Source organism: Lewinella sp. W8, assembly GCF_004375085.3.
GTDB lineage: Bacteria > Bacteroidota > Bacteroidia > Chitinophagales > Saprospiraceae > Neolewinella.
Map to the genome: position 1 here is coordinate 86,816 of NZ_SNAQ03000008.1, position 25,344 is coordinate 112,159.

Annotated in this window: 15 protein-coding genes; 7 read left to right on the forward strand and 8 right to left on the reverse strand. The window is 59.1% G+C overall.

Translation table 11 applies throughout. From position 1 onward, the window contains the following. Nucleotides 1–32: 32 nt before the first annotated feature. The 6 genes from E1J53_RS10730 to E1J53_RS10755 all read right to left on the reverse strand — a co-directional run bounded on the left by E1J53_RS10730 (nt 33) and on the right by E1J53_RS10755 (nt 5,903). Complete coding sequence (locus tag E1J53_RS10730) at nt 33–434, reverse strand: hypothetical protein (protein ID WP_134270515.1); 402 nt, start codon at nt 432–434, stop codon at nt 33–35. 11 nt (nt 435–445) lie between these two features. Beyond that, complete coding sequence (locus E1J53_RS10735; protein ID WP_134270516.1) at nt 446–994, reverse strand: RNA polymerase sigma factor; 549 nt, start codon at nt 992–994, stop codon at nt 446–448. Between the two features lie 97 nt (nt 995–1,091). Continuing rightward, nucleotides 1,092–1,817 (reverse strand): lipoyl(octanoyl) transferase LipB, encoded by a 726-nt coding sequence (lipB, locus tag E1J53_RS10740; protein WP_134270517.1) that lies wholly within the window; start codon nt 1,815–1,817, stop codon nt 1,092–1,094. A 120-nt stretch (nt 1,818–1,937) separates the two neighbouring features. Beyond that, nucleotides 1,938–2,921: an NAD(P)H-quinone oxidoreductase gene (locus E1J53_RS10745; protein ID WP_134270518.1), complete on the reverse strand. Its 984-nt coding sequence runs from the start codon at nt 2,919–2,921 to the stop codon at nt 1,938–1,940. A 123-nt stretch (nt 2,922–3,044) separates the two neighbouring features. After that, nucleotides 3,045–3,869 (reverse strand): DUF2306 domain-containing protein, encoded by an 825-nt coding sequence (locus tag E1J53_RS10750; protein WP_134270519.1) that lies wholly within the window; start codon nt 3,867–3,869, stop codon nt 3,045–3,047. Between the two features lie 87 nt (nt 3,870–3,956). Next, nucleotides 3,957–5,903, reverse strand: a complete 1,947-nt coding sequence (locus E1J53_RS10755) for a sialate O-acetylesterase (protein WP_134270520.1) — start codon at nt 5,901–5,903, stop codon at nt 3,957–3,959. 192 nt (nt 5,904–6,095) lie between these two features. Between E1J53_RS10755 and E1J53_RS10760 the strand changes: the two genes are divergently transcribed. The 7 genes from E1J53_RS10760 to E1J53_RS10790 all read left to right on the forward strand — a co-directional run bounded on the left by E1J53_RS10760 (nt 6,096) and on the right by E1J53_RS10790 (nt 22,238). Then, nucleotides 6,096–7,421, forward strand: coding sequence for an MFS transporter (locus E1J53_RS10760; protein WP_134270521.1), 1,326 nt, complete (start codon nt 6,096–6,098; stop codon nt 7,419–7,421). A gap of 149 nt (nt 7,422–7,570) precedes the next feature. Next, the gene (locus tag E1J53_RS10765; protein ID WP_134270522.1) at nt 7,571–12,913 is read left to right on the forward strand and encodes a T9SS type B sorting domain-containing protein; all 5,343 of its coding nucleotides are present in this window, start codon (nt 7,571–7,573) and stop codon (nt 12,911–12,913) included. A gap of 105 nt (nt 12,914–13,018) precedes the next feature. After that, nucleotides 13,019–14,410, forward strand: coding sequence for an MBOAT family protein (locus tag E1J53_RS10770; protein ID WP_134270523.1), 1,392 nt, complete (start codon nt 13,019–13,021; stop codon nt 14,408–14,410). Continuing rightward, on the forward strand, nt 14,410–15,576 hold the full coding sequence (locus E1J53_RS10775; RefSeq protein WP_134270524.1) for a hypothetical protein: 1,167 nt from the start codon (nt 14,410–14,412) through the stop codon (nt 15,574–15,576). Before E1J53_RS10770 ends, E1J53_RS10775 begins: the two co-directional genes overlap by 1 nt. A gap of 536 nt (nt 15,577–16,112) precedes the next feature. Further along, nucleotides 16,113–16,502, forward strand: a complete 390-nt coding sequence (locus E1J53_RS10780; protein ID WP_134270525.1) for a BlaI/MecI/CopY family transcriptional regulator — start codon at nt 16,113–16,115, stop codon at nt 16,500–16,502. Further along, complete coding sequence (locus tag E1J53_RS10785) at nt 16,499–19,768, forward strand: ankyrin repeat domain-containing protein (protein WP_134270526.1); 3,270 nt, start codon at nt 16,499–16,501, stop codon at nt 19,766–19,768. Before E1J53_RS10780 ends, E1J53_RS10785 begins: the two co-directional genes overlap by 4 nt. A gap of 76 nt (nt 19,769–19,844) precedes the next feature. Next, nucleotides 19,845–22,238, forward strand: a complete 2,394-nt coding sequence (locus E1J53_RS10790; protein ID WP_134270527.1) for a TonB-dependent receptor — start codon at nt 19,845–19,847, stop codon at nt 22,236–22,238. Nucleotides 22,239–22,859: 621 nt separating this feature from the next. Here E1J53_RS10790 and E1J53_RS10795 read toward each other — a convergent pair. Both E1J53_RS10795 and E1J53_RS10800 read right to left on the reverse strand, forming a co-directional pair. Further along, nucleotides 22,860–24,356, reverse strand: a complete 1,497-nt coding sequence (locus E1J53_RS10795; RefSeq protein WP_134270528.1) for a hypothetical protein — start codon at nt 24,354–24,356, stop codon at nt 22,860–22,862. 148 nt (nt 24,357–24,504) lie between these two features. Next, nucleotides 24,505–25,023 carry a DinB family protein gene (locus E1J53_RS10800; RefSeq protein WP_173021443.1) on the reverse strand — a complete coding sequence of 173 codons (519 nt, stop codon included), beginning with the start codon at nt 25,021–25,023 and terminating at the stop codon, nt 24,505–24,507. Nucleotides 25,024–25,344 lie beyond the last annotated feature (321 nt).

The following is a 25,344-nucleotide window of genomic DNA, read 5'->3' on the forward strand; positions in this document are numbered from 1 at the left end:
TCCGCTGCAACCGGAATAAATATTGTTTCGGCCTAGCTTTGCTGGCGGTACTGCGGAGCGACGGTCAGGTCGCGGTACTCACTGCCCCGGACGATCAGAATACGTCCGGCCTTCCCGTCGGGGATGGCCTTGTAGTATTCCACGGGGGTGAACGTCTCGTCCGGCGTGTAGGGGCTGCTTAATTCTTCAACACTCTCGGCGCGTTTGGCCAGGGGGTTATTGGCGCGGGTGTTCATCTCCGACACGACCGTGACGCCCGCAACAATGAGCAATAGTGCGGCAATCATCCAGGGGCGTATGCCCAGAATGGTGGTGCCTCCCCGGCGTCGGTCCAGGCGATTTTCCACGCGATTCCAGGCCCGTGGAGAAGGGGTACGCCGAAGGCTGTTGGCACGGCGGCGAAACGCTTGGTCAAATGGATCAAATTCAGCCATGACGGTGGTATTTAGTGGTTAGGGGCGGTGTAGCCGAGCTGTTCCAACTGCTCCCGCATCCGTTTTTTGGCCAGGATGAGCTGGGATTTGCTCGTATTAATACTGATACCAAGCTGCTCGGCGATTTCGCGGTGTTTGTATCCCTCGATGACGTAGAGGTTAAATACCGTTCGATAGCCAACCGGCATGCTATCCAAAAGTTTTAGAATATCCGCTTCGGCCAACCGATCGGCCGCCCGGGCGGGGATGGAATAATTAGCGGGATTGACTTCCGTCAGCTCCGCTGCCTGCTTCAGGGCGTGCTTCTTGCGCAGCAACATCAGGGCTTCGTTGACGACAATCCGACGAATCCACCCTTCGAAGCTTCCACTTTCCGTGAACGTATCGATTTTATCGAAGGCCTTGAAAAAAGCGGAGACCAGCACGTCCTCGGCGTCAGCATCCCGTTGGGTGTACCGACGGGCCACGGCCAGCATGGTCGGAGAATACCGATCGTAGACCTCGCGCTGGGCGCGGCGGTCTCTGGCTTTACATCCGGTGATCATTTCCTCTTCCGTCAAGGGGAGTCGATTTGTCGTTCGCTTGATAGATGCCTACCCCCACCTGCTTGGTGGGTTCAACGAAGTAATTGTAGGAAAAATGTGGTGTTTTTCGGGATCAATCGAGGGAAAACCCAAATACTTCCTGAAAATGACGCTGGACGATGGGTTTAACCTCCGCCAGTTCAACGGGACGACCGAGCTCGACGCTCAGGCTGGTCACGGAACGATCGGATTCCGCAATCCCGCAGGGGATAATGTTCCCAAAGTGGGTCAGGTTAGGACGGATATTGAAGGCAAACCCGTGTAGGGTGGTCCAGCGGCTGAGGTGTACGCCAATGGCGCAAATTTTTCGCCGGGGTTGGCGACGGCCGGCGTCACCCGGCAGCCATACGCCGGTGTAGCCCTCGTCCCGTTCTGCGGCGATATCGTATTCCGCCAGGGTTCGGATTACCACTTCCTCCAGGCTCCTCACGTAGCGGTGCACGTCCTCAAAGAATTCCGCGAGGTCAAAAATCGGATACGCCACCAATTGTCCGGGGCCATGGTAAGTGATGTCACCGCCCCGGTTGATCTCGTAAAAAGTAAATCCCTGCTCGGCCAGCTGGGACTCGTTGAGCAACAAGTGATCCATTGAGCCCGTCTTCCCCAGCGTATACACCGGAGGGTGCTCGACAAACAAGAGGTGATGCTCCTGTTGCATCAGGGGTTTCCCTTCCTTTTCTCGCTGGCGGTTCTCACGTTTCCGGGCCACGGCTGCCGAATGCAACTCCGTTTGGAGGTCCCAGGTTTCCCGGTAGTCCTTCAGGCCAAGATCACGAAAATGAACGAGCGGTTGGGGCATGGAGCAGCGCTTTCACGTTTGGTGAAAAGAACGTTTGGGTGGGGAAAAGGTTATGCTGGATGCTAGAGCCATTACGACCGGCTTGCTCCGCAAGCCTTTTCTAGATGCTCCGCCTGGTTCTTAATCTCCGATGGTCAGCACAATCTTACCGACGTTGGCGTTGGAGGCCATGTAGCGGTGGGCGTCGGCGACTTCTTCCCAGTCGTAGATGGTATCCACGACGGTTTTGAGGCTACGGTCCGCGAAGGCGGGCCAGATCTTTTCGCGGAAATCGGCGATCAGCCGGGCCTTGTAGTCATTGGAGCGGGAACGCAGGGTGGTGCCGGTCAGTTGGAGTCGCTTGAGCAGCAGCGGGGCCAGGCTGATGTTTTCTACCCGCGCGCCGCCGAGGGCGGCGAGGCTAACCATCCGGCCATCCCGGGCCAGTGCCCTGAGGTTTTGCTCCAGGTAGGGCGCGCCTACGAAATCCAGGACTACGTTAACTCCCTGCCCGTCGGTATACTCCAGGGCCGCTTCCGCGAAATCTCCCTGGCGGTAGTCAACGCAGTGATCGGCACCCAGATCAAAGAGGGGCTGGTGCTTATGTGCACTGGCCGTCGCGATGACCCTGGCACCTGCGTGCTTCGCCAGCTGAATGGCCGCCGTACCTACGCCGCTGGCCCCCGCGTGAACCATGACCGTCTCTCCGGACCGCAAACCGGCGATCCAGTGCAGGGCCTGAAAAGCCGTAAGGAAGACCTCGGGAACGGCAGCTGCCTTGGTGAAGGAAAGCCGCTCCGGGAGTCGGAGTAAGCGGACCACGTCCACGGCAATCATCTGGGCGTATCCCCCGCCGTTGACCAGGGCGCATACGTTGTCCCCCACGGCGTAGTCCGTGACGCCCTCGCCCACTTCAATGATGGTACCGGCCACTTCCAACCCCAGAATATCGCTACCGCCGGGAGGCACGGGATACTTCCCCTGCCGCTGCAGTAAATCCGCCCGGTTGAGGGCCGTGGCCGCTACGTGCAGCAGTACCTGCCCCGGTCCGGGTTGAGGATCGGGAACTTCACCGATGTAGAGCTGGTCTTCGTCTCCGGGTTGGTCAAATAAGATGGCTTTCATCGCGTGGGGAGTTGATTCGGGGATAAAGGACGGAAAAAATTCAGAATGATGCCCTCCCAAATCAGTCCGTAATCCGGAGGATCACTTTCGATCCCCACCGGGCCGTAACCCCACGGACGTACCCTAGCCGCCAACGGGCTGCCCGGTCATCAAATCCGCCACGGAAGGCCACCATAGTTTGGCCGTGAAATAATAGGTGGCCAGGAGGAGAAAAAGGGTGGCCAGTACGATCAGTAAGGTGGCGATTCCCCGGGCGACCGGGGATTTTAACGCTCCCCGCCGGGCAATGAAAATTTCGGCGACCAGTAGGTTGGGTAGGTAAAACCAGAAGTCCATGAAGTAGTCAAAGGGTCCCCGAAAGTCTCCGGTATGCCCCAGATCATCAGTGAAGAGGAACCAGAATCCGTAGTCCATCCGGTACAACCACGACCCGATGGCCAGCGCAAACAGTCGGATGGCCCAGGCCCGGTGCTGGGTGAATTTTTCCGCGCGGGCGTAGCGTATGGTCTGGAGAGCGGCCACCAGCATCAGCAATCCGTAACCGGCGAAGGCCACGTTCATCACCGTCCCACCAATGGTGCCCTTACGGAAGATGAACACCAGTCCGCCAATGGCCGTCAGTATCGCCGCCGTAACGTAGACCCGCCCCAACCACCGGTGCCAGGCCGGATACCGCTCCCGGACGCTACTCAGCAACTGAATACAACCGAGGACCAAAATGATTCCTCCGGCCGCGAAGTGCAGTCCCATCCCCGCCGTGGCGGCGGGGGTGCGGTCATCGTACAGTCCGGGGAGTACCGTATTCCAGCGCAGGGTTTCCTCCATGATCAGGGAGGCGAAGTAGAAAAAGAGGATGTAGAGGCCGAAGAGCGTGGCACTGAGCCAGACGGTGCCCACCAGAATTTTGGTGGAGAGATGGAACAGATAGTTAGAAGTGCTTGACTGCATACTGCATCAAAGATGACTAATCGGGGACGAACCGTGAAATTATCGCTTAATGGTCATTCTCCGGTTAGTTTGGATGAATCACACTCCCTACTCCACCACCAACTCAAAGGGCGTCACCGGCAGGCCTTCCTTAGAAAACAGATTAGCGTCGTCGGGATTACTGGCCCAGGCGTAGCGTACTTTGGCCACGCCGGTGCGGGCGGGGTTGAGGATGCGCACTTCGTTGAGGGTGGGGTCCAGGTAGGCCTGGGCGTAGTGCCACTTGCCGGCGAGATCCTGAAGGGTAAAGCCCTTGAGGTAGCCGTACTTACCGGGATTTTTGACCATCAGGCCCTGACCAATTTCGGCAAACTTCACCACGGCACTGGTCTTGTTGCGCTCGCCGATCGCGCGCGTAGCGCGGGGACTGGCCGCCTGCAGGTCGGTCTTGCCGTAGATATTTTTCAGGGCGTGCAGGCTCAGGCGACGGCCCACCTCCCACTTGTTGCGGGGGTGAATATCGTCGGCCTCGCCGATGTCGGTGATGACGGCCTGCCCGGTGTGGGGCAGGTCCAGGGCGGCCGTCTGGCTTTTCCGCAGGACGGCCCAGCCCGGGTCGTTGGCGGAAGTAGGAGGCGCCGTAAAGTTGGCGAGTTGTACCCAGTAGAAGGGTAAATCCGGATTATTGAAAAAGGTACGCCAGGAGCTGATCAGGGTTTTGAACTGTTGGGCGTAGGCCTCGGCGTCACCCCCTCCGGCGTTGCTTTCCCCCTGGTACCAGAGCACGCCCTTCAGGGGCCACCCCTTCATCGGGTGGATCATGGCGTTGTACAGAAGGGTGGGTACCTGATTGGACTGAGCGTCCACCCGAAATAGGCCTACCCGATAGCGCCACTGACCGGCCAGGGCCACCGTACCGGCGGCCGTTTCCAGGCGAAGCATTTCCGGGGTGGCCGACAGGCCACCACCACCGCCCGTATCGGTCACCTTGATGGTGATGTTGTTCTCTCCGGCCCGGAGGATCCCGGAGGGAATTGCGTACTCCCGGGGCACCGAATAGGAATTCTCCAGGCCACCGACCCGCTTACCATTGAGGTAGGTTTCGTCGCTGTCGTCAATGGCCCCGAGGAACAGTTCGGCGGCACCGGCGGCCTGGGCGGCGGTGAGGGTAAAGCTGCGACGGAAGTAGAATACACCGTCTACGTTGCGGTATCCCCGTCCTTCCCACATGCCGGGCAACTGCATGCTGCCCCATTCTTTGGTGTCGACGTTGTCCAGAACATAACTACTGCCGTCCACTTCCTCGACGGGAGGCTCGCCGCCGAAGGTCGTACGGTATAATCCCGCACCCTCCTCGCGAATGGAAGCCAGGTAATCTTCCCGCTCCTTGATGGCCTTTTGGCCGTTCAGGCCAAGCGCCTCGGCGCTCATCCAGGGCTCAATGCGGCTTCCGCCCCAGCTGGAGTGGACGAGGCCGATGGGCACCTCCACGGACTCCCGGAGGTAATGTGCAAAGTAGCTCCCTACGCCACTGAAGTCTTTGATGTTGTCGGCGGTTCCCGTGCGCCAGCCCCTTCCGAAGGCCGTACTGATGGGGAGGTGTTCCTGAGGCCGGGGCAGCGATACCCGCTCCACCTTGATCTCCCGGATCATGGGGTCAGCGATGTCCCGGGCCCGCGATCCGTCCGGATCAGACTGTTGGAGTCGCCACTCCATGTTGGACTGTCCGGAGAGGAGGAAGACGTCGCCGAAATAGATGTTTTCCATGGTGATGGTCTGCCGGCGGGCCGCGATGGACAGCTGGTGGGGGCCACCGGCGGGCATCGGGGGCAGCTCCGCCATCCACTTGCCGGATTTATCGGCCCTGGTCTTGATTTCCTGGTCCCCGAGGGTGATGGTCACCGTCTGCCGGGGTTTGGCCCACCCCCAGATGGGATGTTTCGCCTCCCGTTGCAGGATGGCCTGGTCGGTAAACAGTTCAAAGACGCTCAGGTCCTGGGCGGCCATTGGAAGCGACAATAGGCTGACGAATAGGCACAACAGAAGATTTCGCATGATCCCTTAAGGTTAATGAGATAGAAAAAGCATAGGGCGATGAACGCAGGTGCATGGCTGAATGGTAGGAGCCATGCACCTGCGCTCCGCGCCCAAAGACAATTGGATACCAGGAAATGGACGCTCCGTTGGCCAACAAACCCCGAATTTAATATAGTGGTCATTTGGCTTGAAGGGTTTACCTTCGTTACCATGTCGCAGACCCTCGATGACCCCCAGCCGCACCACGCGGACAACCTCAACGATCGCCGGACCCTCAACGGGTGGGCACTCTTTGACTGGGCCAATTCCGCCTTCGCCCTCGTGATCACCACCGCCATCTTTCCCGCCTACTTCGCCGGGATCATCGACGATCGGTTTACGGTATTGGGGATCGAGTTCAGCAAAAGTGCCTGGTTTACCTTCATCATCACGCTGAGCTACTTCGTCATTGCCACCCTTTCCCCCCTCCTCTCGGGCATTGCCGATGCGGGCGGGCGACGCAAGTGGTTTCTCCGGCTGTTTACCACCGTGGGCGGCCTGGCCTGCATCAGTCTGTTTTTCTTCACCGGTATGGACACCCTCTGGCTGGGCACCCTTAGCTTCGCCCTGGGCCTGATCGGCTTTGCCGGCGGACTGGTTTTCTACAACAGCTTCCTACCCGTCATCGCCACCCCGGATCGCTTCGATAAGCTCAGCGCCCGGGGCTTCGCCATGGGGTACGTGGGCTCGGTGCTCCTGCTGCTGCTCAACCTGGCCATGATCCAGCAACCCGCCTGGTTCGGACTGCCCACCGAGGGCACGCTGGCCGTACGCGTCACCTTCGTGACCGTCGGTGTGTGGTGGCTGGTGTTTGCCGCCGTTTCACTCTCCCGACTTCCCGACGATGTGCGCACGAAGGGCAACGGAATTGCCGACATGGCCCGGATGGGCTGGGCCGAGCTGACGTCCGTTTGGAAGAAGGTCAAAGACGCTCCCAACACCCTCATTTTCCTGGCGGCCTTTTTCAGTTATTCCGCTGGGGTGCAGACGGTAATTTTCCTGGCCTCCACCTTCGCCGAAATTGAGCTGGGTTTCGAAACGCAGGAGCTCATCATCGTGGTCCTCATCCTGCAGGTCGTCGCCATCGGCGGCGCTTACCTGGCCGCCAGTGTCAGTAAGCGCTACGGCAACAAAACCGGACTGTATTTTCAGCTGATCATCTGGACGGCCATCTGTCTGGCGGGCTACTTCGTGGAAGGCAAAACGACCTTCTATACCGTCGCCGCTGCCGTCGGTTTGGTGATGGGCGGTATCCAGTCGCTGAGCCGCTCCACCTACGCCAAACTGATTCCCAGTCGGGAAGACACCACCTCCTACTTCAGCTTCTACGACGTGCTGGAAAAGGTTGCCATCGTGCTTGGCACGGCCATCTTTGGTTTGCTGGACCTATTGACGGGCAGCATGCGCACCAGCCTGCTGATGCTCTCGGTATTTTTCGCGGCGGGGATGGTGCTGTTGCTGTGGTTCAGGTTGCCGAGGGGGAAAGTAGAGGGGTAAGCAAGCGTTAACGACTCCCCAAAACACCACCGAATTTTTCGAAAGATTTAACCCCCTGACTTCCCCACAGTTAGGGAGGTCGACGTATTTTGTGAGGGCGTTTACCCCCCTAAAGCCAACTACCCCAAAGGGTTAAAACCTGCCTTGTTTTGCGCTCCAAGATCCTATTTACGTTTCTGCTTTTTTCCAGTGCTACGCTTTTTGCCCAGGAACCCAACCTGTCTTTCTCCATCCTCAACGGAGACTTTACGCGTTGCGCCGAAGACAGCCTCGTCAACATCCGAATCGTGCCCGACCCGGACAAGACCTTTTCCACCATCACCTTATTCTGGGACGGGGACAACATCGACCCCGTCACCATCACCGACCCCGCCCAACTGGAGCAGGGCTACACCTATGATTTCCCGGACCTCTTTGACAATTGCGACTACAGCGACCGCTGCATCAGTCGGGGCATTTATGGTTCCTGCTTCCTCATTGAGGTAGTGGCCACCTACACCGACGGCACCAACGAAAACGTTTCGCGCCGCATCGGATTTCAAAAGCCACCCGAACCGAGATTTAACCTCCCCTCCACCACCTGTACGGGAACGATGCTGGACATTCCGAACCTGACCTGTCCGGGCAACGACACCAGCATGACCTACCTGTGGACGCTTCCCGACGGGAGCACGTCCACGGATTTTGAAGTGAGCTACGAGTTTCTGGCCACCGGACCGCAAACGGTCCGGCTGGCCGCCACCAACCTCTGCGGCACCCGGGTCATCAGCCGCACCATCGACATCGTGCAGGCTCCCGACGTTACCGCCATTCCGGACTCCAACGTGTTTGTGGGGGTGGACAATGACTTCCGGGTGTGCCTGGACGGGGAGAGCTGCATCCGCCTCAATGGGAGCGCTTCGACGGGCATCGACAGCTGGCGGTGGACGGTCGACAACCCCGTCGGGGTGAGCATTGAGGACCCCGAATCGCTCATCACCCGGGTATGCTTCACCTCACCGGGAGAGCGCACCTTCACCCTGCGGGGCACCAACAGCAGCTGCAACGAATCGGAGGAGCATCCCTGTCCGGTTACCGTCCTGGAAGGCGAGTCGCTGACGCTGAATCCTCAGCCCGACGCCTGCCCCCAACTGGACTACACCCCCGAACCCAGCGTTGACCCCGACGCCACCTACTTCATCGACGGGGTCGTGGTGTCCTCCTTTCCGTTCACGATGACGCCCCGGAGCACGCCCTACGTCATTCGGGCGGAGAAGTCTACGGAGTGTGGCGACCTGGTCGCCCGGGATACTCTCTTCGTGGACCCGGCCATTCAACCCACGCTGCTCTCCCCCAACGATGGGGACGCCTACTGCCCCGACGAGAGTCTGGTCGCCCTGGAAGTATCCGATCCGGGGGGAAGCTGGTCCAACTCCAGCAGCCTGGTCTTCCAGGACGGAATGGCTTTTTTTGACCGTTCCGCCCCGGCGGGGGCCTATCCGCTGACCTACACCCTGGGCTCCGGTGACTGCGAGCGCACGCTGAACTTTACCCTTTCCATTGAGCCCACCGAAACGCTGGACTTCAGTCCGCAGGCTGATGCCTGTCCGGAGCTGCAATATTCACCCCTTCCGGGGATTGACCCGGCGGCCACCTACTTCATTGACGGCGTGGAGGTCAGCGCCTTCCCCGTGTTGCTGAGTGCCCGCTCGGCTCCCTACGTCATCCGGGCGGAAAAAAATACGAGCTGTGACAATCTGGTGGCCCACGATACCTTATTTATCGATCCCGCCATTCAGCCCACGCTGGTTTCCCCCGCGGACGGGGACTTGTTCTGCCCCAACGACACGGGCGTTCCGCTGGAAGTCTCGGATGCCGGGGGCACCTGGACCCCGGCCGAGGGGCTGATGCTCGACGGGGAAGACGCCTTTTTTGACCGGTCGGTTCCCCCGGGCAGATACGATTTCACCTACACCCTGGGCGAGGACGCTTGCGAGCGAACGCTCACCTTCAGCCTGGAGATCGCCGACAGCGAATTGCAATTGCCGGCGGACTTCACCATTTGCGCCACCGGCGATCCGGTTGCGCTGGCGCCAAGTCCCGGCGACGGCACCCTTTCCGGGACGGGGGTGAGTGACTCAGACCGCACCTTCTCTCCCGCCGGATTGGTACCGGGGAACTACGCCATTACCTACTCGCGGGATAACACCACCACCGGCTGCACCGAAAGCGGCAGCTGGACGGCGGAAGTCATTGCTGAGCCAACCGTGGAAGCCGGTGCGCCCATTGAGCTGTGCAACGCGGACCAAAGCATTCAGCTCCTGGATTTCACCGCGGGATTTGTGGCGGACCCACCATCGGCCATTCTCTCCTTTTCAGGACGCGGAATTACCGACGGATCTACCGGGGCCTACCGCCCCGGATCCCTGCCCGTCGGCACCGTGGATACCGTCCTGATCACCAGTACCGACCCGCGCACGCCGGACGTCTGTGCGGCCACGGACACCCTACTGGTCACCATTACCGAAATCGTTACCCCCAACGCCGGTGCCGACACGACCATCTGTGGCGGAGACGACACCTTCTTCCTCGGCGATCCGGCGGGAGGCCGCTGGTCCGGGCCGAACGCCAGTGCCGATGGTACGGTCAACTTGTCCGGCTTATCGCCCAGCACCTACGTGTACACCCTCAGCCTGGGGGCGGGGATTTGCCAGAGTAGCGACGAGATGGTGCTGACGATCGTTCCCGGAGACGGCGTTACAGCGGCCACTGACCAGCTATTCGTCTGCGATACGGCGGCGGTGGTGCAATTACCGGTCACCACTCCATCTCAGGGAGGGGTGTGGTCGGGTGACCTTCCCCTTGCGGGGACCAACATTGACGTTAGTGGGGCCGCCGTGGGCACCTACGATTTCCGTTACCTGGTCAGCAGTCTGCCGGAGGGATGCAACAGTGCCGATTTGCGCCTGGACATACTTCCCCGACCGACCACTACGCTTCGGGGGGATAGCGTGCGCTGTAACGACGGAAGCTGCGTCACGTTTCGGTCCGGCGGCACGGCCGCCGACCGGTACCGCTGGAGCACCAGCGACGGATTCAGGGGAACGGGGGATTCCATTTGCCACCAATTCCCCGCGGCGGGAGACTACAGCGTTCGCCTGGCGGGCGAACGCCTCCACCCCGTCGATGGTTCCTTGCTGTGCAGTTCCCCCACCGTGACCACTAGCATTAGAATACTGGATCCGCTCCAACCGGCCACCATTACCGTAGACCAAGATACCATCTGTCCGGGAGAAGCCCTCACCCTGCGTTTTTCGCCGCCGCCGAACGCCAACCTTGAATCTCTGGCGTACGAATGGCGCTACGGGAATACGACCATCCCGGCCAGTGGGCCCACCGACATCTTCTTACCCTCCCCGCTGCAGGACACCAGCTATCGCATCTCGCTGCATACCCTTGGCACCTGCGGTGACGCCCAACAATCCTTCGAGGTTTTCGTGCGCGCCAATCCCCGCGCCAACATCAGAGTAGTCTATCCGGAAAACTGTAGCGGAAGCGAGCTCATTTTGACCAATCTGGCGACGGGCACCCTGGACGAGACCATCTGGTTCAGCTCCGATGGGCAGCGGTACACGAGCTTTCAACCACCCGTACTGACGCCGGTCACGGGAGACAGCGCCCGCACCATTTTGTATTCCCTGGTGGCCGGCAACAGCTGTCTGCGGGATACCTTCTCCGTTCCGGTTACCGTCGAGCCCACCAGCATCCGTGCACTTCCCGCCCTGGTGGATACGACCATCTGCCCCGGAGAGCCCTTCATCGTGACCAACATTTCCACCCCCGGTACCCGGGCCGAATACGTCTTCTCGGACGGCCGCCGTTTCGGGGGCGACTCCATCGCCGTAGTCTTCGATGAGCCCGGTCCCTTTTCCTTCGTCCTGTACGCCTACGGCTGTGGCTACGACAGTAGCGTATGGTCGGGCACCGTGCTGCCCGAACCGGACCTTGACTTCACCGCCCCCGCCTTCGCCTGCCCCTACGATGAGGTCCCTTACGTCCTGTCGTCCTCCGCCGCCAACACCCTGATCTATTTCGGGGACGGAGACAGCACCAGCCAAAATATCGGCACCCACCGTTATGCGCCAAGTAGTGATCGATTCCTGATTCGCTACGCCGCCACCAGCGGCAACGGCTGCCGGGCCGAGGGGGAACAGTTCATCGACCTCCTCCCCCAGCCCTTAGCCGCCATCGGTCCGCTGGACAGCCTCTGCGCCGGGGAAGAACAAACCGTGGTCAGCCTCGGCAGCGGCGGGCAGACCTGCCGCTGGACCTTCCCCGATGGGACGGTGGCCGACGGCTGCTCGGTGAGCCATGCTTTCACCGAGCGGGGTCTGTCTGCCCTCCAGTTGATCTATACCTCCGCCAACGGCTGTACGGACACCGCCGTGGCACCCGTTTTCGTACGGCCCACGCCGGAGGTTGCGCTGGACGTCTCCTTCGATGATTCCGATTGTGGCCCCACGGAAGTGCGTTTCTTCTACCGGGGGGACCTTCAGGACGTCAGCAGTTTCCGGTTGCTCACCGGCGATGGCAGTGCCCCCATAAATGGCCTCAACCCGGTCCATCGCTACGACACCAGCGGACAGGTCACCGCCCGGCTGCGGACGGGCTTCGATGACGTTTGCTTCGACGATACGGAGCTAACCTTTTACCTCCGGCAGTATCCCCGGGCGGAGGCCCTGACGGAAGACGAACGCTGTGAGCTCGAAGACCGGGCCTCCGTGGTGATCCGGACGGAAAACCCCGAGGACCTGATTTCCGGCTCGGGTCCCAATGGCTACTTCGAAAACGGCATCAATCGCTTCAACCTGCTTGATCCGGGTGACTACATTTTTGAGGTCGTCAGTCCCGACGGTTGCGATACCCTCATTGATTACACCCTTAATCCCGTTAGGCCGCTGGAGCTTTCCACCATCGAGGACGCCCAGATTGAACTGGGAGATTCGATCCAACTAACCAGCTTCGTCAACAGTAGCGACGTGATGATTTCCTGGGTTCCCGGTCGGGAATTGTCCGATTCCACGGTGCTGTCCCCGACGGCCCGGCCAACGCGGCTCACCACCTACATCATTACCGCCCTGGATACCGTCACGAATTGCGTGCGCCGGGACACGGTCACGATCAGCCCGAGCCAGGATAATGATATGTTCGTTCCGACGAGCTTCAGTCCGAACGAGGACGGCGTCAACGATGTCTTCCAGATCTTCCCGAAAGTGAGCGTCGATCGGGTGGAGGTCGTTCGGATCTGGGACCGCTGGGGGAACCTGGTGTACGAACTGAAGGGTACCTCCACCAACCCCATCAATCAATTTACGCCCCTCTGGGACGGCACCTTCAACGGCCGGCCGCTCAACTCGGCGGTCTTCGTCTACCAGGTGATTTATCACACCATTCGCGGTCAGCGGAAGGTATTGCGGGGGGATCTGACCCTACTGGCCAGGTTTGGGCGGTAGTTAGCGCAGGGGGGTGGGTGGTCACAAACGCCCGGAATATTTATCTCCTCACTTTCCGATATTTGCGGCCACCATTAATTCCGCCCACCGGCGTGGGTCTGCCGCATGCTCTTTTCCTCCCTGATTTTTCTCTGGCTCGCCCTGCCCCTCATCTGGGGCGGAAGCTGGCTGCTCCCCCGGCGATGGCTGAACGCCTTCCTGCTGGTGGTAAGCCTACTGGTTTACGCCTGGGGAGGGGTAAGCTACTCTACCCTGCTGCTGGGCAGCATCGGGATGAATTACCTGCTGGGCCGTCAACTGCGGGGGAGTAAAAAGAAGTTCTGGCTAGCGCTGGGGGTAGTACTCAACCTGCTCTTGCTGGGCATCTTCAAGTACGCCGCCTTTGCGACTACGGAATTCAACCGGCTGTGGACCTGGTTCGGAGAGGCACCGCTACCGGTGCCCGACCTGACGCTTCCCCTGGGGATCAGCTTTTACACCTTCCAGGCCATCTCCTATCTGGTGGATACTTACCGGGGAGTGACGCCTCCCCAGCGCCGGCTAGATCACCTGGGGCTGTACATCGCCTTCTTCCCGCAGCTAATTGCGGGGCCAATCGTGCGCTACCAGGACATCCGGGAGCAGATTCTGCAACGTGTACGCAGCTGGGAGAAAACCCACGAAGGGATTCGTCGCTTTCTCGTCGGCCTCGCCAAAAAGGTCCTCATCGCCAATACGCTGGCGGGCATCAACGAGGAGATTTTCGCCCTCGATTTCACCACGATGGATCCCCTGACGGCCTGGGTGGGCATCGTTTCCTACGCCGGACAGATTTACTACGACTTCAGCGGATACTCGGATATGGCCATTGGCCTCGGGTTGCTGTTCGGGTTTCGCCTGCCGGAGAACTTCAACTTTCCCTACGCCAGCCGGAGCATCCGGGAGTTTTGGCGGCGGTGGCACATCACCCTCGGCGCCTGGTTCAGGGACTATCTCTACATTCCCCTCGGCGGCAGCCGGGGCAGCAACTGGGCCACCAGTCGTAACCTCCTGCTGGTCTTTATGGCCACGGGTATCTGGCACGGTGCCGCGTGGAGTTTTCTGCTCTGGGGGCTCTGGCACGGCCTGTTCATTGCCCTGGAGCGGCAGCGGTGGTGGCCCCTGCGGGGCGTCTTGTATGCTTTTCTGGTCACTCTTTTCGGCTGGGTACTTTTCCGTACTGAATCTTTCACCCTCTCGGTTCAGTATTATGCGGCCATGTTCGGACTTAACGGGGAAACCATTCCTTTTGACTGGTCCTTCTATTGGAACCGGGAGTTATCGGTGGTAAGCGTGGTGACCCTGCTGGGGTTCTGGCCCTGGTGGCGCCCCATGACCGATCGATGGGGAGAAATCCTGGCCCGGCGGCCGTGGCTTAAGGAGAGTTTGCTCACCGGTGCACTGTTGGTCCTCTTTCTCCTCTGCACCAACTCCCTGGTCAACAATAACCTCAATCCGTTCATCTATTTCCGTTTCTGATGAAGTCGAAATACCGGATATTCCTTCCCGTGGCGCTCGCCCTGCTGTTTGTGGTCTTTTGGCTGGATGCGCTGGTGTTGGGCGTCGGAGCGCAGGTGCCAAGTTTTGAAAACAAGCGGCCGGCCGATCCTCCGGAGTTTCGCCTTGACTACCTCGATCCCTTCCCCCGGGACGCCGAAGCCTACTTCAACGACCACTTCGCCTGGCGGGGTGTTTTCCAACGCTTCAACGCCCAGCTACAGCAGGTCACCAACGGACGGTCGCCGCTGCCGGATTACGTCGTGGTGGGCAAGGACGACTGGTTCTTCAAGGGCGGGTTACAACTGGACATCTACCGCGGCAAGCAGCGGTTCTCTCCCGAGCAGCTTGAGGAAGTCGTGCGTACCCTGCTGACCCGGCGGGACAGCATCGAGGCCCTGGGTGGGCGATACTATTTCGCCGTGCCGCCCCTCAAGCATCACGTATACGCGCACCATCTGCCGGACTACGTGCGACCGCTGAACACCGAGTACGCCACCAAGCAATTATACGCCCGATTACGCTCCACCGACCTCCGGGTGATCGATCTGCACGAGCCGCTGTTGGCCTACGCGGATACGGCCTCGGTGGAAGAGCTTTATTACCGGACCGACCACCACTGGACCGTCCGGGCCGGGGTGGTGGCCGCCGAAGCCATCGTCGATCAGCTCCGGGAAGACGGTGTCCCGCTGACGCCCTTTAACCGGGACGCCTACTACTATAAGGTGTTCCCGAATCCCGGTATGACCCTGGCCAAACTGGCCGCCCTCGATCGGGAAGACCAGGACGTCCTCTTTACCCTCCACAAGAAAAGTCCCTGGAATACGGAAGTCGTTGACCGGCCGGATCTCCAGCCCCCCGGGGATTTCCCCTACCCGGAGAACTACGCCATCCACCGGCAACAAACCGACGCCCAAAAGCGCGCCCAGTACCCCACGCTCTTCGTCAACCGGGAAAGCTTCGGCGAAAACCTGCTGCTCCCCCTCTCCGACCACTTCGGCAAATCATTTTTCCTCTTCGATGAATGGGAGCACGACCTGAACCTCCCGGAATACAAACGGGAGGGCGGAGACATTTACCTTCAGCTCGTCTGGGAGGGCTTTCTCTTCAATCTCCTGAATCAGGACGTGGAAGACGGGAGCTGGTAGCCCGTACGAGATAATGGGTTCACCGAGCCACGTGGCCAACCCTTTTGCCGGATAAATCCGGCGCTACTGAAATATTTGGGTTTATCCAATGGGTCTTTTACTCTACCGCTAACTTTAGCTGCCTTTCCGGCAATCGGGAAGGATTACGAGGTCATCACGCCAAAGTCTCTTCATCAATAATTATGGTTCTTCAGTAGCGACGGCTTTAGCCGTTGGGGTTTACCTTTCGCCGGATAAATCCGGCGCTACTGAAAAATTGGGGTTTATCCAATGGGTCTTTAGCCTTTGGCCCCTACCCTTCACCGGGTAAATCCGGCGCTACCGGGATGGTTTGATGTTTTCTTATTCCACGAGAACCTAAGGGTTCAAAGTAATGCTCTCCCACCCCGCGAACCCACAATTTTTGCTCCTTAAGCAATGCCACTGCACCTGCGTCTCAACGCCCTAAATCAACTTATTACGACTAAACTCGTAATAAAATTTGCTTTATTACGACCAGGCTCGTACTTTTGCTACGACCACACTCGTAATAAACCATGCCCAAGCAACAACCTACCCAGCCCACGGCCTCCGAACTCGACGTACTCCAGTTACTCTGGGATCGGGGTCCACTGCCCGTTAAGGAGGTGCACGCGGCGCTTTCCCAGGAACGCGACATCGTGTACACCACCGTCCTCAAGACCATGCAAGTCATGTTTGAGCGCGGCTTTCTGACCCGTGAAAGTGCGGGACGGAAGCATATTTACGCCGCCGCGATCGCCAAGGAGGACACCCAAAACAGCCTACTGGACACCTTCCTCAACAAGACCTTCGGTGGTTCCGCCAAGGCGCTGGCCATGCGGGCGCTCGGCAACTACCAGACGTCCCAACAGGACATTGATGAGCTCAAGGCCCTGATCGAGAAACTGGAAAACAAGGACCAATGATTGAGCAACTCCTCTCCCCCGATCTGGTCCACGCCCTGGGCTGGACCCTCGTGCATACCCTCTGGCAGGCCGCCGTATACGCCCTGCTGCTCGGCCTCCTGTTGATCCTGCTGCGGAAGTACTCCGCCCAGGCCCGCTACGTGGTGGCCATCGGCCTCCTGGTGGCCTTTTTCGTAACCGTCGGCGTTACCTTTTATGGGTTACTTCCCGAGGAAACCGCTCCAATATCTTCCAACCTGACGACGGTGGAAATGATGAGCGATGGCCCGCGGGCCATACCGGAGGTCTCTCCGGCATCCACTACGGTCACTCCGGAAATCAGCACGCCCGGTTTTCGGGAAAGGGTCATTCGTTACTACAACGACCATCTGCCCCTGATCGTAACCCTCTGGTTGATGGGTGTATTGGTCCTGCAGTTGCGGCTGCTTGGCCAACTGGCCTTCGTGCAACGCCTGAAGAACTACGGAACCAACCGTTTTCCCACCGAATGGGCAACCAAAATTCAGGAACTTGAGGGAGCCCTCAAGCTGAGTAAGCCCGTGCGCTACCTGACGACGCACCGAATTTCCTCTCCCATGGTCATCGGGTGGCTCCGTCCGGCGGTGCTCTTCCCCGCGCCCATGCTGGAGAAACTACAAGAAAATCAGGTGGTAGCCATCCTGGCGCACGAATTGGCCCACGTCAAGCGTCATGATTTCGCCGTCAATTTGCTCCAGAGTCTGTTCTGTACCGTTTTCTTTTATCATCCGGCGGTATGGTGGATGTCGGCCCGGGTAGAGGAAGAGCGGGAACACTGCTGCGACGATATCGCCATCCGGGCCACGGGGCAGCCAGTTGGCTACGCCAGAACCTTACTGGAGCTAAAGGAATCCGAACTGGCCAATCCCCGGATGGCCATGGCCTTCACCGGCAGCGGCAAAGGGTTCAAGGTGAGGATATCCCGCTTACTGTCCGGATATTTGGGCACGAGCACCTACGGCGAAGGATTCACCACCGCCGTCATCATTGCGGGTTGTATTGCGCTGGCCGTCAATCTGTCCGGTCAGCGGGAAGCTTCTCCGTTAACGTCCGACCTGAACGGTGAGTCTACCATCCTGCAGCAGCCGGAGGGGCCACCGGCACCTCCTCCCCCACCACCACCGCCCGCTCAACCCTCCGGCACCGAAGGCTTTATCCGCCCTACGCCCGAGTTAAGTCCGGAACAATCCCTCAAAGTCAACGACATGATGGAGGACCTGCTGGCGGGGCAATTACGGCTGGACCCCAACGATCCTCAGGGCACCTTCGAGCTCTTCATGCACGCCATTTACGAGGGCGAATTGGAGCTGGTCCAGTACTTTCTCGATAAAGGAGAGATCACCGACCTAAACCAGGCCGACCAGTTTGGCTACACGCCGCTGATGGCGGCGGCCAGTGAGCACCATACGGAGGTCACGCGCCTGCTACTCAAGCGCGGTGCGCAGGTCAATCACGTTTCCCCCAACGGCTGGACGGCCCTGATGGCCGCCGCCGAAGAAGGCGCCGTGGATGCCGTGAAACTGCTGCTGGAATCGGGGGCCGACGTCAACCTCAAGGGTAAGAATACACCCCATACGCCCCTGACCGTGGCGGCGGAAAATGGCCACACGGACATCTTCACCCTGCTGGTCACCCGCGGAGCGGACATCTTTAGCCTGGGCGACGACATTCACCCGCTGCTCGCCGCCGCTAAGGAGGGCGAACTCGGTACGGTGCGGCAGTTGATCGACCTGAAAACCGACCTGAACGTCACCGATCACGAGGGACGAACCGCCATCATGTACGCCACCGAAGATGGGTTTGCGGAAGTTGTGGAAGAGTTGATTCGCCGGGGCGCGGACGCAGGTGCCACGGACTCCCGGGGGCGCACTGCCCTGCACTACGCAGCCGGCGAGGGCCACTTTGAGGTGGCCAAAGTATTGCTGAAGGCGGGACTCGACCCCAACCAACTGGACCACGAGGGTCACGCTCCGGTGGTGTACGCCGTGGATGACGGCCACGTGGACGTGATCCGGCTTTTCGTGGAGGTTGGTAAAGTAGACCTTGAGGCCCTGCGGGCCGGCGGACACGACCTGATGGAGATTGCCGCCAAGGAGGGGCACGAGCACGTGCTCGAGTATCTCCTCGATGGCAAGGCCATTGCAGTAGATGATGAAGAGGCCGTGGCCTCCTTCCTGGCCGCCGCCCGGGAAGGTAAGCTGAACATCGTCCGGCGGTTCGTTGCCGATGGCATGTCGGTTGACGTCCGCGACGAAGACGGATACCGGGCCCTGGATCTGGCTGCCCGCGAAGGCAAACTTACCACGGTGGAGTACCTGCTGGATCAGATGTCTTCCGACACCAAGCTGGAGCCGGCCTTTCTGCTCGCCGCCCGCGAGGGGAAATATTCGGTAGTCAAGTTGTTTTTAGAGCAACAAATTGATCCCCAGGCCACCGATCGCGACGGCTATACCGCCCTGGCACTGGCCGCCCGCGAAGGCAAACAGGAAGTGGTGGAGTTGTTGCGCCCCGCCGCATGGTCAAAGGAAGATCTCAACCTCCCCCTCCAGTTGGCGGCCCGCGAAGGAAAGCTGGCCACGGTCACCTACCTCCACCGGGAAGGCGCCGACCTCAACGCCGCCGATGAGGACGGCAATACCCCGCTCAGCCTGGCGGTACGGGAAGGTAAATACGCCGTAGCGCAGTACCTGATCGAGCAAGGCGCCGACGTAGCGGGTTCTTCCCGCGGGTGCAGTCCGGTATTCCTGGCCGCCCGCGAGCGGCAGGCGAGCCTGATCACCCTGCTGGCCAGCAACAAGGCCGATCTGGAGAGTACCTGTTCCTACCGGGACATCGACTACTTTGACAACGGACGCGCCAACCGCAACACGATTGCGCAATACGAAAACGCGACCCCACTGGTGGTGGCCCTCACCGAAACCGACATGGCCAGCGTGAATGCCCTGATCCGGGCGGGAGCTAACGTGAACGCCCGCAGCCGAAAGCTGCGGTTTCTGGCCAACCGCAAACTGGACTACCGCGACAGCTTCAACCTGACCGAAGCCTCCATGCGCCAGCAATTCGACCTCGATTACGAAGCCGACGGCTGGACCCCACTGATGGAAGCGGTGGAAACCGGCAACGCTGACTTCGTGATCCTCCTCCTGAAAAACGGCGCGGACCGCAGCCTGGCTACCGACCAGGGATTAACGGCCCTGCAACTGGCCAAAAACCTAAAACTAGACACCATCGTTCGCGCCCTACAGTAAACCCAGACTTATCCCATAACCCCACCTTCTAAAGTACCCCCGACGAGCGCCCCGGGCGCTCCCTAAAAACCAAACCATGCGTTTAATTACCCTACTTGGGTTACTGGCCCTGGCCAGCAACCTCTTAGCTACTGCTTTACCTAATTCCCCCATTAAAGCCGCCCTTTCGGGCACCGTGGTGACCGAAGACGGACAGCCCCTCGAATATGCTACCGTCTCCGCCTACACCAGTGAAAACACCCTGGCCAACGGTACGGTCACCGACGAAAAAGGCCAGTTTACCTTACAGCTTCCCCACGGTGACTACCAACTGAAGATCGAATTTATCGGTTTTGCTACCCGGGACATTCCCGTTGAGCTTAGCGGCAAGACCGACCTGGGCAACATCACCATCGGCCAGGATGCCCTCACCCTCGAAGCCGTTGAAGTGCGGGCCGACAAAAGTCAGATGGAACTCAAGTTGGACAAGAAGGTCTTCAACGTGGGTAAAGACGCCCTCGCCCAGGGCGGAGACGCCACGGATGTTCTGGCTCAGGTGCCTTCGGTTACCGTCTCGGCGGAAGGCTCCGTGAGTCTTCGGGGCAACGGCAGCGTGCGGATTCTCGTCAATGGCCGTCCATCCGCCCTGGCCGACAACGGTTCTTTGGAGGGCATCCCCGCCAACAGCATCGAACGGGTGGAGATCATCACCAATCCCTCGGCTAAGTACGAAGCGGAAGGTTCGGCGGGTATCATCAACATCGTCCTCAAGAAAAACCAGCAGCGTGGCTACGGCGGTACCATCAGCCTGGGAACGGGCTTCCCGGCCGACCACCGGGCCAACGTCAACCTGAACCTGCGCCACGAGAAGTTTAACGCCTTCGCCAACGTGGGGGGGCGCTACGCCAACTTCCGGGGAGACGGTGAATTGAGCCGGACGTCCACCATCGAGGGAGAAATCACCAACCTGGTGCGCGTCCCGGACATGGACCGCAACGACCGCGCCTATTCCGTCTACACCGGTTTTGACTACAACCTCAGTGAACGGGGGACCCTTACGGCCTCCTATTCCAGATATGACGTCATCAACGACGACATCAGTGTCAATACCTACGACTACAGCGACGGGGAATTCGTTCCGTTTCGTTCGCTCCGCCAGGTGGAGGACTACCTGGAACCCGGCCTGTATCAGCAAATCGACGTGCTGTACAATCACAATTTCTCGGATGAGCGAAAGCTATCGCTGCAATTCAGCCACGATCGCTGGGCCGAAACCGAAAGCCAGGGCGTCATGATTGAAGAGACCTTTCCGGCTCTGGCGTCCGTGGTGGATTACCAGACGGAAAGCATTGAGAGCAGCGAAGACTACCTCGCGCAGGCCGATTACGAAGCTCCGCTGGGAGAATACGGAAAACTTGAACTGGGGTTACGGGCCGAAAGCCGGGTGATCAGCTCCGATTACTTCGCCGAGCGGGCCACCGAAAATGGCTATGCGCCCATCCCGGGTTTTGCGGCCAACAAGTTTGACTACTTCGAGCAAATCGGAGCGGCCTATTTCCAGTACGGATACGAAAAGGAGGCCATCGGTTTCCAACTTGGTCTGCGCGCAGAGACCATCGGTATTGAAACCGAAAACAGCGAGGAGGCCGCCAACAACATCAATAAGAATTTTCTGCAGCTCTTTCCTTCCGCCAGTATTCAGTACAAACTGACCGACGGCATCAGTAGTCAGGTAAGTTACTCCCGGCGAATCCGTCGTCCGGCCTTCTGGCAGTTGAGTCCCTTTGCGGGCATCCGCCTGCCCTCCAGTTTGTTTTTTGGCAACCCCGACCTTAATCCCTCCTTCACCAATCGGGTGGAATGGAACCTTCTGATGCGCGGGGAAAAACTCACCTTCAACCCGGCGATATACTATTCCTTCATTACCGACTACTTCCAAAACGTACTCTCTCAGGAGCCCGGCAACCTTTTCGGCCTCAACGACGGCACCATCATTTCGCGCCCCACAAACCTGCAGCGGGAGGGAGCCTACGGCGTCGAAGCAGACCTGGGCTACCGGCCTACCGAAACCCTTAACTTCAACCTCTACGGCCGCTACTACGGTTACAGCCAAAGGGGCAACGTGGAGGGGAGAAGCTTCGATTTCGATTTTGCCACCTGGACGGCCAGCATCCGGGCCCAGATTAGACTCCCCAAAGAGCTGAGTTTCCAGACCCGCATTGGCTACAACGCCTACCGGGAAGACGCCCAGTCCGAAAACCCCGGCGTATTCAACGGCAGTGCGGCCATCAGTAAGGAATGGGACAATAAATACACCGTTACGGTCAACGTGTACGCTCCGCGTTACTTTCGCGAAAACACCTTTCTACCCACCTTCCGGCAGGAGGATTTCTTCCAGTGGACCGGCTGGCGTTTCGGGTTGAACCTGCAATACCGATTTGAGAAGGGTGCTCGTGCCGAGGGACGTCGGCAGCGGGGAAGCATCCGCTAGGAGCAGAGTATTCGGTGAGTTAATCGGTTGACTGATCTAAGCCTTGGATGATTCCGTATCGGCAGGAAATTTGTGGGATGGCATTAGCGTTATACCTCTCCGGTATTTGTAGTTCATCCAGTAATGTTTGATTCAACCTTCCTAGGTTCCGGGCTTTACGAAAATCATGATCACCTTACAGTAGAAATCATTCATCCAAGGGGTAAGCACCTGGTGTCGCCTTTCCCCGAAAGGCGACCACACCATCAAAGAAGGTAAGATTGGACAAGATCAATTGGCCACATCCTTTGGCGGGAAGTCCGTTAGTTACCCCGTCTGATTGGGTTTCCTTTCGGGGAAAGGAAACACCATTTAACCTGAATCATAGGGTATTTTCTCAAGAGGTACTAAGGATTGGCGTCTGAGTCGTCAGACTAATGGCCACAGTCTAGCAACGAACACACTAACATGAAGTGGAAAAGAAATCGTTTTCACAGGCCAAGAGGCCCAAAGCAAAGTACGGTTGTAACTCTACGCCACTGCAGGGGTTACAACTTTGCGCTAACCGACAAATTACCTGCCGCGACTGTGCACCCTATTGAACATAACGGAACGGCCTATCGCTAGGCTCAAGATAAAAGCCTAATAGTTGGCCAGTACCTCCTTCCGATGCAGGAGGTACTGGTCATTTGGCCCATACTCCAGGCCCTCGTTGACGTAGCTGCGGGCCAGTTGGTAGTCCCCCATCCGGAAGTAATAATCGGCAGCGGAGGCAAATACCGTCAGGGTCCATAGGTTACGTTCCCGGCCAATGGGAATGTTGATCAGGGCCTCCCGAAATTGCGCCAGGGCCAGCTTGGCTTCCGTAACCTGATCGGTAGCGTAGAGGTCACGTACCTTCCACGCCTTTTCTCGCAGCAGCAGGTCGGCAAAGCGATCCTGACGCTGAATGAAGGGATAATTGGCCGCCGCACTTTCTACCTGACGCTGGAATTCCTCTCCCTTGGCCGAGGTGTTGCGTAAACCATCGATGACGAGTTCTCCCAGGATGTAGCGTACCGTCTCATTTTCGGGCTGCAGGCGGTAGAGGTGCTCGGCCATCCGCTTGGCCAGGTCCAGGCGTCCCTTTTTGTGGTAGTGGGTCAGTAGCCGCAAATCTTGCAATTGCCGCAGACTTTCGGCCCACGCCGTCTGGTTCTCCGGTGCCCGATCCAGAAAGCTCGTCAGGAGGATTTGTGCCTCGTGTTCCTCTTCGCGGGCCAGCAGGAGCTGCTGTTCCTTATCGAAGTGCTGCAGCAGGGCCGCGGGGAGATAGCGATTATCGGGATTTTCCCGCCACTGCTGGAAAAACTCGTCCACTTCGCCCTCCATTTCCGGACGGGTGATGGCCGCCACCTGCAGCTCCGCCGCCCGGCGAAGAACTAAAAAAGCCAGGCGCTCTTCCCGGCGCATTCCCTCGTCAATCAGGGTGATGCAGCGGGCGTAGTCCCGCTCTCCGTAAGCCACCTGTGCCCGGCGGAACAAGAGATAGGCCGACAGCTGGCCGAAGGTGAGCTTCCGTTCCGGAGCATAGTGGTATTTGTAGAAAAAAGCATCGGCTTCTCCGGCGGTCATGGACGGGATGTCTTCCTCCAGGGTCGCCCGGATGATGGACAGGTATTCCCGGCGGAATACCCGTTCGGCCTTATCGTCCCGCTTGACGGTGGCCGGGTGCCGGACCGTGACGGCAGCTCCCGCGGGATCCGCCACCAGGTAGCTTTCCCAGTGATCGACGAAGCCGTCGTAATCAATGTCGAAGTGCTCGAAGGTCAGGGCCGTCAGGACCGCCGCCGTAGCGTCGTTGTAGTGCCCCTTGCGGAAGGCCGCCGCCAAATCCGCCTCCGCCCGGTAGGTGCGCAGGTAGCTTTTCTCCAGCCGGGCCTTGATCCGGGAAACCTGCTTGTTCAGCGATTTCCGGGTGATCTTGTCCTCTTCCCGCAGCGAGCGCAACATGCCATCAATGCGCTGGTAGAGGAATTGCCGCTCGTTGACCGTTGCCGGGTCATCGCCGGGCAGAAGCAGCCGGAGGCGGACGGATAAATCATCGGCGCTCAGGCCCGCAGTCAAAACAATCAAAAAGGCGAGTAGGAGAATGCGCATGGGTGCAGGCGGAGGGATTTGTCTACGAAGATACGTGGTTTGGACGCAGTTTTTCGGAGTCCGTCACCGAAGGGGAAAACTTACCAAGTCAACGATCAGGAGATCATCCTCGTATGTTCGGGCCCGATTCTCTCTACTTACGGGTACCTCACTGGTACCTTTCCCGGAAGATGGTGGCGTGGTGGTAGGTGTGTCCGCAAATGATGAATCCCTGGGCCGCCGCCGTGATCCGGTGGCCGCTGGCCGTACCGGCCCGCATTAAATCCTCTTCCCACAGGCTGGTGAACAAGATGGTGGTAGCGGCCCGGACCAGACGGAATTCTTCCAGCATGTGTCGGTACGACCGTCGGTCGACGTCGGCCACGGCAGCATAGGCGTCCTGATCAAAGCCAGGCATGGGCGTCGTATCTCCCCGCACGATGCGCAGCGCCCGGGTCGTAAAGATTCTTTCCGTATCAGTGATGTGCTGGAGGCACTGCTTGATGGTCCACTTACCGGGCGCGTAGGCGTAGTCTTCCCGGTCTTCGGTCACGTTGGTCAAATAATCCAACAGCGCAGCCTCGCTTTCACCGAGCGCCGACCGCAGGCTCAAGTCCGGTACGGCATCGACGTAACCCGCGTAAAAGTCTGCGTAGTCTCCGGGTTTAAGAACACTTTTTCTGATCATTGGTGTGGGTTTGGGGTAAATCTGGTGGGCGTGGCCGCAAGATAAGCAGGCCGGAGAATGTGGTGCTCTAATCCCGGTATTAAGTACGATAAGCCCTTCACTGCTGAGCATGAATGATTACCCCCGACACCGCCCCGAGCGGTGCCGGACATCAACCGGAATATCCGGGTATTCCGATCTGCTTTGCCACCGGAATTTTCGTGGCACCTGCCCTCCGGGCCCTTCCGAAAACCTCCCTCTCAGGCTAAAAGTCCGCCGTGACCGGGTTCGGCCGAAAGGGATTCCCCGACTTACGGTCCGGCAATCGATTTCATGGTAAAT

Excerpts from the sequence above, each read along its gene's own strand:
- E1J53_RS10730 (WP_134270515.1), bottom strand. The coding sequence starts at position 434 with ATGGCTGAATTTGATCCATTTGACCAAGCGTTTCGCCGCCGTGCCAAC.
- E1J53_RS10745 (WP_134270518.1), bottom strand. The coding sequence starts at position 2,921 with ATGAAAGCCATCTTATTTGACCAACCCGGAGACGAAGACCAGCTCTAC.
- E1J53_RS10800 (WP_173021443.1), bottom strand. The coding sequence starts at position 25,023 with ATGATCAGAAAAAGTGTTCTTAAACCCGGAGACTACGCAGACTTTTAC.
- E1J53_RS10750 (WP_134270519.1), bottom strand. The coding sequence starts at position 3,869 with ATGCAGTCAAGCACTTCTAACTATCTGTTCCATCTCTCCACCAAAATT.
- E1J53_RS10775 (WP_134270524.1), top strand. The coding sequence starts at position 14,410 with ATGAAGTCGAAATACCGGATATTCCTTCCCGTGGCGCTCGCCCTGCTG.
- E1J53_RS10785 (WP_134270526.1), top strand. The coding sequence starts at position 16,499 with ATGATTGAGCAACTCCTCTCCCCCGATCTGGTCCACGCCCTGGGCTGG.
- E1J53_RS10770 (WP_134270523.1), top strand. The coding sequence starts at position 13,019 with ATGCTCTTTTCCTCCCTGATTTTTCTCTGGCTCGCCCTGCCCCTCATC.
- E1J53_RS10795 (WP_134270528.1), bottom strand. The coding sequence starts at position 24,356 with ATGCGCATTCTCCTACTCGCCTTTTTGATTGTTTTGACTGCGGGCCTG.
- E1J53_RS10780 (WP_134270525.1), top strand. The coding sequence starts at position 16,113 with ATGCCCAAGCAACAACCTACCCAGCCCACGGCCTCCGAACTCGACGTA.
- E1J53_RS10760 (WP_134270521.1), top strand. The coding sequence starts at position 6,096 with ATGTCGCAGACCCTCGATGACCCCCAGCCGCACCACGCGGACAACCTC.
- E1J53_RS10755 (WP_134270520.1), bottom strand. The coding sequence starts at position 5,903 with ATGCGAAATCTTCTGTTGTGCCTATTCGTCAGCCTATTGTCGCTTCCA.
- lipB (WP_134270517.1), bottom strand. The coding sequence starts at position 1,817 with ATGCCCCAACCGCTCGTTCATTTTCGTGATCTTGGCCTGAAGGACTAC.
- E1J53_RS10790 (WP_134270527.1), top strand. The coding sequence starts at position 19,845 with ATGCGTTTAATTACCCTACTTGGGTTACTGGCCCTGGCCAGCAACCTC.